Origin of the sequence: Bradyrhizobium sp. sBnM-33 (genome assembly GCF_032917945.1) — a bacterium.
GTDB lineage: Bacteria > Pseudomonadota > Alphaproteobacteria > Rhizobiales > Xanthobacteraceae > Bradyrhizobium.
Window position 1 is genome coordinate 8740789 of sequence record NZ_CP136624.1, and the last position, 12155, is coordinate 8752943.

Below are 12155 nucleotides of genomic sequence, written 5' to 3' on the forward strand. Positions count from 1 at the left end.
CCGACCCGCGAGGAGAAACCGATGCCCAACGACGTCAGAGACCTGCCGGCCAGCAATGACGGCCTGTACCGTTTTCTCGGCGGCTCGCCGCTGTCGGTGGCGTTCCGGCTGATCCTGTTGTCGATCCTGGTCGGCGTGGTGCTCGCCGCCATCGGTTTCGATCCCTGGAACATCGTGCATAGTATCCGCATGCTGTTCCAGCGGCTGTGGGATCTCGGTTTTGACGCCGTCAACTGGCTGTGGCGCTATTTCCTGCTCGGCGCCGTGATCGTGATCCCGATCTGGCTGTTGTCGCGGCTGTTCGGCGCTCCGCGCGGGCGCTAGTCACTCGTTGGGCGGTGGCAGCCGATGCAATTGCAATTTGTCGGTTGCGGTGACGCGCTCGGCTCCGGCGGCAGGTACAATACCTGCTTTCACGTCACGGGTAGCAGGGTCAATTTCCTGATCGATTGCGGCGCGTCGTCGCTGCCGGCGCTGAAGCGCCTCGGCATCGCGCGCGAGGCGATCGATCTGATCCTGATCACGCATTTCCACGGCGATCATTTTGGCGGCCTGCCGTTCTTGCTGCTGGATGCACAATTTACGCGCCGCTCCCGCCCGCTCGTCATTGCCGGACCGCAAGGCATCGACGCGAAACTTGCCAACCTGATGGAAGCGCTATTCGAGCATTCCTCCAAGACAAAACAGCGTTTTGATCTCTCGGTCGTCGCGCTTGAACCGGAGCAAAGCTGCACGTTCGGCGAGGTGAAGGTCACGCCCTATCCGGTGGTTCACGGCGAATCCGGTGGGCCGTTCCTGGCTTATCGCGTCGAGGCGGAGGGCCACGTCATTGCCTATAGCGCCGACACCGAGTGGACGGAGACGCTGATCCCGGCGGGGCGCGACGCCGATCTGTTCGTCGCCGAGGCATATTACTTTGATAAAATCGTCAAGAACCATCTCAGCCTGAAAACGCTCGCAGCGCGTCTGCCCGATATCAACCCGAAACGGCTGGTGCTAACGCATATGAGCGACGATATGCTCGGGCGGCTGGGCGAACTGCCCTATACCGCCGCCCATGACGACATGGTCGTCGAGCTCTAGGTATGCATTCGCCCCTGGCTCCATCGAAAGTCACGACAGCACAGGTGTTTGCCATCGCCGGTCCCGCGATGGTCGCAAACCTGACCACGCCGCTGATCGGCATCGTCTCGACCACCGCAATCGGCAGGCTCGGCGACGCCACGCTGCTCGGCGGCGTGGCCTTGGCCTCGGTGCTGTTCGACTGCGTGTTCTGGCTGTTCGGCTTCCTGCGCATGAGCACGGTCGCCTTTACAGCGCAATCACTCGGCGCCGGCGAGACATCGGAACTGCGCGCTATCCTGGCACGCGGGCTGATCGTCGCGGCACTGGTCGGCGCGGTGCTGATCGTTCTGCAGATCCCGCTCGCCACCATTCTGCTCAAGACGATGGGTGGCAGTGAGGGCGTCACGCGCGCGGCGAAAACCTACTTCATCATCCGGATCTGGTCGGCGCCGCTGGCACTCGGCAATTATGTCGTGCTGGGATGGCTGGTCGGGCAGGCCAGGGCCAAGCTGGCGCTCGGCACGCAGATCACGATCAACCTCATCAACGTGGCGGCGACCGTCGTGCTCGTGCTGGCGCTCGACTTCGGAATTGCCGGCGCTGCAATCGCCGCGCTGATGGCGGAAGCCGCAGGCCTGATGCTCGGCTTGCTGATCGCCCGCCACCTTTCGCGCGATGCTGTTCGACCGGGCCAAGCTGATGCGCATGCTTTCGGTCAACCGCGACATCATGATCCGCACCGCGTCGCTGATCACAGCATTTTTGTTCTTCACCGCACAGGGCGCACGTGCCGGCGATCTGACGCTCGCCGCCAATGCCGTGCTTAACAATTTTCTGCTATTCGGCGCGTTTTTCCTTGACGGCCTGGCCAACGCCGCCGAGCAGCTCTGCGGCCGGGCCTATGGCGCCCGCAACAAGGCGGCCTTCGCAGGCGCCGTCAAGCTCGTCGGTATGTGGGGCTTTGGCTTCGCGCTCGCGGTCGCCGCCTGTTTCCTGCTGTTCGGGCCCACGTTTGTCGACGTGATGACGGCAAGCGTGGAGGTGCGGCGCATCGCGCGCGACTATCTGCCGTTCGTGATTTTTGCGCCACTGCTCGGCGTGTTCGCCTTTGCCTTTGACGGCATCTATATCGGCGCCACCTGGGCGCGCGACATGCGCAATCTGATGGTGGCTTCGCTGGTGATCTTCCTCGCCGCGTGGTTTGCGCTGCGGTCGTTTGGCAATGCCGGACTGTGGGGCGCGCTACTGGTTCACTACGCCGCGCGCGGTGGACTGGAGGCGCTGCGGTATCCGACGCTGTTGCGGAAGTCGTTTGCGTAGCCCGGATGCAGCGAAGCGAAATCCGGGATATTCGTGGAAGCGGGTGAAGTTGTCCCGGATTGCGCGGAGCCTGTCATCGGGCGCGCATTCGCGCGACCCGTTGGCTCCATCCGGGCTACGAAAATCCGTCGAGTATCACCTCACCGGCCAGTCCTCTGCCGTGATCGTCGCAGCATCCGCGCCGACGATTTCGGACAGCGAGTCGCGCCCCGTGCGCAGCAAGGTCGAGGCGAGATCATTTTTGATGTCGTCGACGAGACCAAGCCCCTTGTAGACCAGCGACGAATAGATCTGAATCAGGCTGGCGCCGGCGCGGATTTTCGTCAGTGCGGCGCCGCCGGAATCGATGCCGCCGACGCCGATCAACGGAAACGCGCCCTCGGTGCGGACATAAGTCTCCGCCACCATGCGGGTCGATAGTCGAAACAGCGGCCGTCCGGACAAGCCGCCCTGCTCTTTCGCGCGGGCCTGCTCGCGCAGCGATGAAGGGCGCGCCAGCGTGGTGTTGGCGACGATCATGCCGTCGACACGGCGCGAGCGCGCGATGTGCACGACGTCGTCGAGTTCGGCGAGGCTGAGATCGGGCGCGATCTTCAGCAACACCGGTGAATCCCCGGCATTCTTCCGCACCCGTTCGCGCGCGTCGATCACCTTGGCGAGCAATTCGTCGAGCGCTGCCGCTTGCTGCAAATTGCGCAGGCCCGGCGTATTCGGCGAGGAGACATTGACGGTGAAATAGCTCGCAACCGGCGCAAACGTCTCGATCAGCTTGACATAATCCGCGACGCGATCGGGCGAATCCTTGTTCGCCCCGACATTGACGCCGATAATGCCGCCATGGTGGGCGCGCGCCGCAAGCCGGCGCAATGCGGCTTCGGCGCCGTCATTGTTGAAGCCCATGCGGTTGATCACGGCTTCATCCCGCTCGAGCCGAAACAGCCGCGGCCGCGGATTGCCGCCCTGCGGTTTCGGCGTCACCGTGCCGATCTCGACAAAGCCGAAACCGAGCCGCAACAGCGCGTCGGGCACTTCCGCGCTCTTGTCGAAGCCCGCGGCCATGCCGATCGGATTGGGAAAATTCAGGCCAAAGGCGCGCACCGCCAGTTTGTGGTCGTCGGCGCGCGGCTTGACCGACGGCAGCAGCCGCAGGCCCTGGATCGCCATGCGGTGCGCATCCTCCGGATCAAACCAGCGCAACAGCGGCAGCGAAAAGGCGTCGAACGCGCGGATCACGGGAGAAGCTCCGGAATCTCGTGCGTGCCATCGGAGCGCGCGCGCATATCGAGGATGGCCGTCACCGCGCCGAGATCGAGTTCGCCGTAGAGATGCGGGAACAGTTCGTCGTTGCGCGAACGCTCCCAGCGCAGCGCATCGCCCAGCGCGTCGGCATCGACCGCGACCAGAAACAGCCCTCTCTGGCCGAAATAGTGCTTGCGCTCGGTCTCGGCGACCTGGGAGGCGGTCGAGAAATGAATGAAGCCGTCGCGCAGATCGTCGCTGCTACCCCGGTAGACTCCCTGCCGTTCGGCCTCGCGCCAGGCCGAGGCGGGAGTGATTTTATAGATCGTTGGCACGGCTTTCCGGACTTCCTGCTTGTCGTTGAGTCTCTTGGGATTTTCCCGGAAATGGCCGGGCTGGCGGCCGACCGTAAAGGCGGCCTGCGCCTAACTCAAGCGCTGCGGTCACAGAGTTCGGCTGGAAGGTTTGCGCAAACTGGCCGAATGAGGCAATAATTCCTAGATCGCTTCAGGGATTTTCGATGGCCCGGCAGGCCAAGGCGCAACGCATTCTGACCCATAGCCAGATCTGGACCGCGCTCGACCGGCTGGCGGAACGCGCGGGCATGTCGCCCTCGGGTCTTGCCAAGCGCGCCGGCCTCGATCCCACCACGTTCAACAAATCCAAGCGTATCGCCGCCGACGGCCGGGAACGCTGGCCGTCAACGGAATCCATTTCCAAGGCGCTGGCTGCGACCAATTCGTCGGTAGATACCTTCGTGCAATTGATCGGCGACGGCGCGCGCGGCCAGCAGTCGGTGCCGCTGCTCGCGCTTGCGCAAGCCGGCGGCGGCCATTTTGACGATTCCGGCTTTCCCGCCGGCAAGGGCTGGGACGAGGTGGCGCTGCCGTCGACCAGCGACGAACACGCCTACGCATTGGAAATCTCGGGCGATGCAATGAAGCCGACCTATCGCGACGGCGACATCATCGTGGTGTCGCCGGGCACGGCGATCCGGCGCGGCGACCGCGTGGTGCTCAAGACATCGGACGGCGAAGTGATGGTCAAGGAATTGAAACGCCGGACCACCAAAACCCTGGAACTGCAGTCGCTCAATCCAGCGCATGCCGATCGCACGCTTGAGGCCGACGACGTCGCCTGGATCGCCAGGATCGTATGGGCGAGCCAGTAGGATTGCCCTTCCGTGACGGACGTGCTGAGCGACCTGCTGCAACATTCTCTTCGCATCGTGTTGTGCGGAACCGCCGCGGGCACGACGTCCGCCGCCGAGCGAGCCTACTACGCGCACCGGCAGAACAAGTTCTGGAAGATTCTGTACGAGACGCGGCTGACGCCGGAGCCGCTGCAGCCGCATCAATATCGCGATCTGCTGCAGCATCGGATCGGACTGACGGATCTCGTCAAAGCGGGCGTGGGCATGGACCGTGCGACCCTGCCAAAATGACGGCAGCGGATCGCGCCCGGTTGAGCGATGCGATCGCGACATTTCGTCCGCAATTCCTCGCATTCACCAGCAAGACGGCCGGACAGAAATTCTTCGACGGCAAGCGCGACTATGGCGAGCAGCTAGAACTGATCGGCGATACCAGGGTGTGGATATTGCCGTCGACCTCGGGTGCCGCGAATGGAAGCTGGCGCCCGGAAGTCTGGCACCGGTTTGCGGATGCGGTCAGGGCGGCAGGGTGAGAGCTGAGCCCTTCTCCCTTGTGGGAGAAGGTGGATCGCTGACGCGCAGCGGCAGCGAGACGGATGAGGGGTCTGTCTCCGCGGACGGCGCTACGCGCCACCTTCTCCCACAAGGGGAGAAGGGAAGAAGCGCTACGTCGCGTAATCCGGCTCTTTCCGATCCAGCATCCGCTTCAACGCATCGAAATGCCGCTGGGCCGGGGTCGGGCCTTTGTAGAGATGGTCGTCCTTGTAATCGCGCTTGGTTTTCTCCACCACGGGCGCTGGAAGCTGCTTCAGCCTCTGCCCGGTCCACATCGCGTAGATCTGCACCTGCGCCGCACGCTCGACGTAATAGAGCATGTCATAGGCATCGGCGACGGTCTGTCCGACCGTGGAGATGCCGTGATTGGCCATGAACAGCACGGTTTTGTCGCCGATCACCTTGGCAAGCCGCGCGCCTTCGGCGGGATCGAGCGCCGGGCCGGTGTACTCGTCGTCATAGGCAATGGCGCCCGACAGTCCGACCTCGGTCTGGCCGATCTCCTTGATGCGGGGATCCTCCAGCCGCGTCAGCGCGCTGGCATGCGGCATGTGGGTGTGGAACACCGCTTTCGCCTGCGGCAGCGCCTTGTGGATCGGCGCATGGATGCAATAGCAGGACCGCTCCACCTCGCCCTCGCCGCGCTTGATCTCGCCGTCGTCGATGCCGACTTCCATGAAGCAGGAAGCCGTGACCTCGGACCAATGCGTGCCGAACGGGATCTGGTAGTAGCAGTCGCTCTTGCCCGGCACCACGAAGGTCAGATGGTTGAAGATGCCTTCGGAAAATCCCTGGATAAAGGCCAGCCGGTGCGCGGCCGCGAGATCGACCCGCGCCTGCCATTCCTCGGCGCCGTACTCGCTGAGCGTCTGTGGCGAAACCCTGAACTGCATGAGCTTTCTCCCTGATGCGCTTTTGCCGGCCCCTCGGCGGGGTTTTGGCGGCTGTTATGCGCAGCAGTGTAGCGCAATCCGGCGCCGCTATGGCTGAAATTGCGGAGGGCCTGCCATCCCGGTTTGCAGGGTAGGCGGACTGGTCAGACCCTTGATACGTGCTGCAGTCGGTTTGACGTCTTCCCTTCTCCCCTTGTGGGAGAAGGTGGCATAGGCGGCCTATGGCCGCCGTCTCTTAGAACGCCGATGCTCGCATCGGCTATGGACGCGTAGCGGCAGCGGGACGGATGAGGGTCTGTGTCCGCGGATACAGACCCCTCATCCGGCGCTTCGCGCCACCTTCTCCCACAAGGGGAGAAGGGAAGGAAAACACTACCCGCTCCTCGCCAGCGCGCCGTCGATCATGTTCACGGCGTTCGCAATGCCGTACACCGCGACGAATGAGCCGAAGCGCGGGCCCTTCTCCTGGCCGAGTAGCACCTGGTAGAGCATGTTGAACCAGTCGAGCGAAACACCGGGCCGGCCGTCCTTGCCCTTCTTGACAGGGTCGAGGAACGGCTCGCGGCGGCCGATCTCGTAGACCACGTTCTGGATGTCCTCGGCGCTAGACCCTGACGGCAATTGCGACAGCGCATCGCGCAGGTCCTGCAGCGCGGCGCGATCGCTGTCGGTCGGCTCGCGGAACTTCTTGGTCGGCGCCACGAAGTCGCGATAGTAGTTGATGGCGTAGCCGACCATCGCGTCGAGCTTCGGGTGCGTCTGCGGCGTCACGCCCGGGCGATAACGGCCGATAAAGCCCCACAGCGTTTCGGCGTTTTCCGCATTCGACGACGACACCAGCGTCAGCAGGAGCTGGAAGGTGACCGGCATATCCACCTTCGGCGGCTTACCGGAATGGATGTGCCAGACCGGATTCTGCAACTGCTGCCTGGCATCCTGCCGCGCAAAGCCGTCGAGGAATTGCTGGTAATCGTCGACGTTGCGCGGGATGACGTCAAAATATAGCCGCTTCGCCGACTTCGGTTCGCGATACATGAACAGCGACAGCGATTCCGGCGAGGCATAGCGCAGCCATTCGTCGATGGTGAGCCCGTTGCCCTTCGACTTCGAAATCTTCTGGCCCTTCTCGTCGAGGAACAGCTCGTAGTTGAAGCCCTCGGGTGGCGTGCCGCCGAGCGCCGCGCAGATCTTGCCGGACAGCTTGACCGAGTCGATCAGATCCTTGCCCGCCATTTCATAGTCGACGCCGAGCGCGAACCATCGCATCGCCCAGTCCGGCTTCCATTGCAGCTTGCAATGCCCGCCGGTGACCGGCACCGTGGCGCGCTGCTTGGTTTCGGGATCGTCATAGGAGACCGTGCCGGCCTTCACATCATGCTCGACGATCGGCACATACAGCACCATGCCGGTGCGCGGGCAGATCGGCAGGAACGGCGAATAAGTCGCCGCGCGTTCCTCGCGCAAGCTGGGCAGCATGATCTTCATGACGGCGTCGAGCCGTTCCAGCATGCGCAGCAGTGCGGCGTCGAATCGGCCCGACGTGTAATACTCGGTCGAAGAGGCGAATTCGTAGTCGAAGCCGAAGGTGTCGAGGAACGCGCGCAGCCGCGCATTGTTGTGCGCGCCGAAACTGTCATGGGTGCCAAACGGATCGGGTACCTTTGTGAGCGGCCGGCCGAGATGCTGTTCCAGAAGCTCCTTGTTCGGCACATTGTCAGGCACCTTGCGCAGGCCGTCCATGTCGTCGGAGAACGCGAGCAGCCGCGTCTTGATCTTGTCCTCGGTCAGCACGCGGAAGGCATGGCGCACCATGGTGGTGCGCGCGACCTCGCCGAAAGTGCCAATATGCGGCAGGCCCGATGGACCGTAGCCGGTCGAGAACAGCACCTCGTCCTTGGGGTTTTTCTTCAGCCGCGCGACAATGGCCTTGGCCTGCTCGAACGGCCAGGCGTTGGATTGTTCGGCGAGCGCGCGCAAATCGCTCGGGTTGGCGGCAAGGTCGATGACGGACATTTTTAGAGGCTCTCTCCGGGGCCGGGAAACGGCCGGTTATAGCCGTCATTGCGAGCGAAGCGAAGCAATCCATTTCGCGGCGTATTGAGCCATGGATTGCTTCGTCGCTTTCGCTCCTCGCAATGACGACGTCTCCGATGTCATTCCGGGATGGTGCGCAAGCACCAGACCCGGAAATGCCTGCGCATCGCCCCGGAATGACGGCGCCTCAAAACGGACTGATCGAAAAATACCGCAGCCACAGATCGGTGAAGCGGCCTTTTTCCCAGATCCGGAACAGCGCCCAGTTCAGCGACGTCCGCAGCAGATCATTGCCCTTGCGCACGGCGATGCCGATACCTTCGCCGAAATAGCGGCTCTCGACAAAGGGCCCGCCCGAGAACGCGCAGCATTCGGCCGAATCGGTGCCGTTGATCCAGAACGCGAGCGAGATCGCGTCGCCAAAGATAAAGTCGACCTCGCTACGTCTGAGCGCCAACCGCAGCGCGTCGTCGTTGGGATAGGATTTGATCTCGGCGTCGGTGAACATCGCCTTCAGATAGGCCTCGTGCGAGGTGCCGGCGATGACGCCGACCTTCTTGCCTTCGAGATATTCCGGGCGAACCTCCGGCATCACGGCCTCACGCCGTGACACGAAGCGCGCCGGCGCGCGGTAATAGGGATCGGTGAAGTCGAGCCTTGCGCGCAGGGCCGGCGTCACCGCCATGGAAGCGATGATGGCGTCGCCGCGGTTGCTGGTGATGGCGTCGACCAGCGTCTCGAACCGGCGCATCTGGATGGTGCAGGAAATCTTGATCTCGTCGCACAGCGCGCGCGCCAGGTCGACGTTGAAGCCGGCGGGATTGCCGTCGGGACCGGTAAAGTTGAACGGTGGATAATCAGTCTCGGTCAGGAACCGGATCACGGTGAGGCGCGACATGTCCGGCCGGTCCGGGCGCCGCCGCGGGTCCCAGAAGCCGGGCACCGCCTGCGGAGCCGCCTCGACGGCCGGACGGGGCTGGGTTTGCGCCTGCGCCGCATTGCCGCCGACAGCCGTCAACGCGCACGCGATCGACACCCCGACCAGCCACGCGCTGATGGTTCGATGCAGTCTTGCATTGGTTAACTGGACGTTAAGATATGGCATCTTCGGCAATGGCTTTGCGGAATTTCACGGCCTTATAGACCATCCGGCCCGCGATGCGAGGCCGTTTTCGCCCTTTGACCAGCGACGCCGCTCAGAGATAGCGCTTCAAATCCTTGGCGGCTTCCTCCGGCGCCCGTTTCAGATTGAAGGGCGCTACGAAATTGCCGTCGCGGTCCATCAGATAGACCAGCGCGGTATGGTCCATGGTGTAGTCACCGTCCTTGAGCGGGACTTTCCGGGCATAGACCCGGTAGGCCGAAAGCACTTTCGCCACCGCGTCCGGCGAGCCGGTCAGCCCCTTCAAATGCGGGTCGAAGCTGGAGAGATAGTCCTTCATCGCGGCGGCGGTATCGCGCTCGGGATCGACTGAGACGAACCAGGCGTTGACGCGATCGGCGTCCTTGCCCATCGCCTTCAGCACTTCCGAAATCTCGAATAGCGCCGTCGGGCAGACATCGGGGCAATGGGTGAAGCCGAAGAAGATCAGTGTCGGCTTGCCCTTCAAATTCTGCTCGGTGACGGTCTGGCCGGACTGATCGGTCAGTTGAAACGGCCCGCCGATCGCGGCCGGCGCTGTGACGGTTCGCAAGCCGCCCATTGCCCACAGCATGATCGTCAGCCCGATCGCAAGGCTCGCAGCGAAGGCAGCGATAATCACCAGCGGGCGGATCGTCCGGTCCATGAAAGGAATTCCTTATTGCCCGGTCAGAAGCAGGCCGAGATGCCGGCGGCGATCATTTCGAAAAACACCGTGGTGCCGTAATGGAACCACAATGCAGCCGCGCCGAGCACGACCAGCGCACCGAGGCCGGCAGCGCTCCAAGCGATCACCGCGGCCACCCCGCTTTGCTGCCGGGCGGCCGCTATGTCCTGTCGGGTGGAGATCGGCTGAACCATGAAGGTTCAGATAGGGCGAGTTCCCCGAGCAGGCAAGCGGAATGGCCGGAGGAGAGATCACGTCATGCGGAGGGCAAGCTGCGACAAAAGCGACGGGGATGTCACCGGAGCGCGCGTCAGCAGGCCCTGACGCTTTCCACACGCATTGGTAGACCTTGCGAATCTGGCGAGGTGATATCCTGCGGAAGTTGCGAATGACGCAGTCGAAACCGGCAAGCACTGCCGCTGATGTATTTCATTAGGAACAATGATGAGTTGCACGCGTTTGGCAGCGCATCCGCGTTGGGAGCCCGCATTTGTCGCGCTCACATTTGCGCACTCCGAAGTCGGAGGCCATCAATGTCAAAACGCCTGAGAATTGCTCTTCCGCTGGCCGGAGCAGCCCTGCTTGCAGTCGCCGCGCTGGCTGGCCCGCTGCCTCCCGACGCGACCTATCGGCCACTTCCAACGCTGCCGTTCGATGCCGTCAAGGCGCTCGACGAGGCCCAGAAGACGCAGGTCATGCAGCGTCAGCAGGCCCTGCTTGAGCAGCGCTACGACCTCTCGAATCGGCCGATCGCCAACGTCATAATGTCAGGCGGGCGAAAGCCGGTGCAGGGGGGTGTGCGTGTCAAGCTCCCCGCAGGCGTTACCTGGGACAGCCTGTCGGCGATGAGTCCGGACGAGATCCGCGAGCGCGGCCTGCTGCCGGCCGGATTCATGCCGCTGCCGCACGTTAAACAGGCGACCGGCGGTCAGGTTTTCCCGAACCAGCAGATCGATGAGGTGGGCCGGCAGGAGCTCCGCAATATCAGGCGGTTCGATATCGACTTCGACCTTCCGGATCGGTTCACGCCCGAGTTTCCACCGCCGATCTTTCTCACAACGCACCCGGAGTTGGGCGACGTCTCCCACGGCCAGCTCCTGACAATCAAGAACCACTATCAACTGATGGTCGGCCTCCTTACCCCTGTGCAAATGGAGGGACTGCGTCTCCTGCTGACGCCGTTCCCGCAGGAAGAGTTCAACCAGACAGAGGATCGCAAGAGCGCGGACCAGAGTCTTGGCGTCACCTGCCTCGACTGCCATGCCAATTTCCACACCAACGCGGCCTTCCACCTGACGCCTGACGTTCGTCCGCAGGCGGCGCGCTTCCGCCTCGACACGGTGAGCCTTCGTGGCATGTTCAACCAGCAGATTCACGGCTCGAAGCGATCGCTGCGCTCGGTCGAGGACTTCACCCAATTCGAGCAGCGGACGGCGTATTTCAACGGCGATCACGTCAGCGCGCAACGCAAGGGCGTGAACCTGCCGGACCGATTTGATCAGGTGCCGATGATGGCGCAGATGCAAAACATCATCGACTTCCCGCCAGCACCGAAGCTCAACCCAATGGGACGCCTGGACCCCAGCAAGGCGACCCAGCAGGAACTCGCAGGAGAACAGGTCTTTCTGGGCAAGGGCCAGTGCGGACAATGCCATACGCCGCAGACATCGTTCCTGGACAACAATATGCACGATCTGAAGCTCGAGCGCTTCTACAACATAGGCCAGACCGTCAACGGCCTGGTGGCGTTGCCCGACGGATCGATCAAGACCTTGACGTTGCGCGGCATCAAGGACTCGCCGCCCTATTTTCATGATGGGCGGCTGCTGACGCTCGCCGACACGGTCGAGTTCTTCAACCTGGTGCTCGGCCTGAAGCTGACACAGGAGGAGAAGGATTCGCTGGTGGCCTACATGCTCACGCTGTGACGCCGCCCTACGCTCGCAGCGGTCAATGTCCCCGGCCGTCGAAGGAGGTTGAAATGATTCGCTTCGTTGCCGTCGCATCGCTTGCTACTGCGCTTCTTGCGCCACCCGCCCTTGCTCAGTCGACCAATCCGGCGAGCCCGGCACCCGGCAACCCCGGCGG

The 12155-nt window shown here is 63.1% G+C and carries 13 protein-coding genes and 1 pseudogene; 7 read left to right on the forward strand and 7 right to left on the reverse strand.

What is annotated here, in order from left to right:
• Window positions 1-21 precede the first annotated feature (21 nt).
• From RX328_RS41085 to RX328_RS41095, 3 genes and pseudogenes are all read left to right on the forward strand, one after another.
• Window positions 22-324, forward strand: a complete 303-nt coding sequence (locus RX328_RS41085; RefSeq protein ID WP_213254230.1) for a DUF6460 domain-containing protein — start codon at window positions 22-24, stop codon at window positions 322-324.
• Window positions 325-348: 24 nt separating this feature from the next.
• On the forward strand, window positions 349-1083 hold the full coding sequence (locus RX328_RS41090) for an MBL fold metallo-hydrolase (RefSeq protein ID WP_213254232.1): 735 nt from the start codon (window positions 349-351) through the stop codon (window positions 1081-1083).
• Between the two features lie 2 nt (window positions 1084-1085).
• Window positions 1086-2385, forward strand: a pseudogene (locus RX328_RS41095) (MATE family efflux transporter).
• Between the two features lie 135 nt (window positions 2386-2520).
• Here RX328_RS41095 and RX328_RS41100 read toward each other — a convergent pair.
• Window positions 2521-3618 carry a quinone-dependent dihydroorotate dehydrogenase gene (locus RX328_RS41100; protein ID WP_213254234.1) on the reverse strand — a complete coding sequence of 366 codons (1098 nt, stop codon included), beginning with the start codon at window positions 3616-3618 and terminating at the stop codon, window positions 2521-2523.
• A complete protein-coding gene (locus tag RX328_RS41105; protein WP_213254236.1) occupies window positions 3615-3959 on the reverse strand; it encodes a DUF952 domain-containing protein in 345 nt (114 codons plus the stop codon). Before RX328_RS41105 ends, RX328_RS41100 begins: the two co-directional genes overlap by 4 nt.
• Window positions 3960-4144: 185 nt before the next feature.
• Between RX328_RS41105 and RX328_RS41110 the strand changes: the two genes are divergently transcribed.
• Genes RX328_RS41110 through RX328_RS41120 form a run of 3 tightly spaced genes read left to right on the forward strand, consistent with a single transcriptional unit; the run spans window position 4145 to window position 5310 of the window.
• Window positions 4145-4795: a helix-turn-helix transcriptional regulator gene (locus RX328_RS41110; RefSeq protein WP_213254238.1), complete on the forward strand. Its 651-nt coding sequence runs from the start codon at window positions 4145-4147 to the stop codon at window positions 4793-4795.
• Between the two features lie 12 nt (window positions 4796-4807).
• Window positions 4808-5068: a uracil-DNA glycosylase family protein gene (locus tag RX328_RS41115; RefSeq protein WP_213254240.1), complete on the forward strand. Its 261-nt coding sequence runs from the start codon at window positions 4808-4810 to the stop codon at window positions 5066-5068.
• Complete coding sequence (locus RX328_RS41120) at window positions 5065-5310, forward strand: hypothetical protein (protein ID WP_213254242.1); 246 nt, start codon at window positions 5065-5067, stop codon at window positions 5308-5310. Before RX328_RS41115 ends, RX328_RS41120 begins: the two co-directional genes overlap by 4 nt.
• Before the next feature lie 132 nt (window positions 5311-5442).
• Here RX328_RS41120 and RX328_RS41125 read toward each other — a convergent pair whose 3' ends face one another.
• The 5 genes from RX328_RS41125 to RX328_RS41145 form a co-directional block, all read right to left on the reverse strand.
• On the reverse strand, window positions 5443-6225 hold the full coding sequence (locus tag RX328_RS41125) for a class II aldolase/adducin family protein (RefSeq protein ID WP_213254244.1): 783 nt from the start codon (window positions 6223-6225) through the stop codon (window positions 5443-5445).
• Window positions 6226-6597: 372 nt separating this feature from the next.
• Complete coding sequence (locus RX328_RS41130; RefSeq protein ID WP_213254246.1) at window positions 6598-8238, reverse strand: lysine--tRNA ligase; 1641 nt, start codon at window positions 8236-8238, stop codon at window positions 6598-6600.
• A gap of 208 nt (window positions 8239-8446) precedes the next feature.
• Window positions 8447-9364 (reverse strand): transporter substrate-binding domain-containing protein, encoded by a 918-nt coding sequence (locus RX328_RS41135; protein ID WP_409410881.1) that lies wholly within the window; start codon window positions 9362-9364, stop codon window positions 8447-8449.
• A 91-nt stretch (window positions 9365-9455) separates the two neighbouring features.
• Window positions 9456-10046: an SCO family protein gene (locus RX328_RS41140; RefSeq protein WP_213254248.1), complete on the reverse strand. Its 591-nt coding sequence runs from the start codon at window positions 10044-10046 to the stop codon at window positions 9456-9458.
• Between the two features lie 23 nt (window positions 10047-10069).
• The gene (locus tag RX328_RS41145; RefSeq protein ID WP_213254250.1) at window positions 10070-10261 is read right to left on the reverse strand and encodes a hypothetical protein; all 192 of its coding nucleotides are present in this window, start codon (window positions 10259-10261) and stop codon (window positions 10070-10072) included.
• Window positions 10262-10600: 339 nt separating this feature from the next.
• On the opposite strand from RX328_RS41145, the gene RX328_RS41150 reads away from it, so the two are divergent.
• Window positions 10601-11995: a cytochrome B6 gene (locus RX328_RS41150; protein ID WP_213254252.1), complete on the forward strand. Its 1395-nt coding sequence runs from the start codon at window positions 10601-10603 to the stop codon at window positions 11993-11995.
• Window positions 11996-12155: the final 160 nt, after the last annotated feature.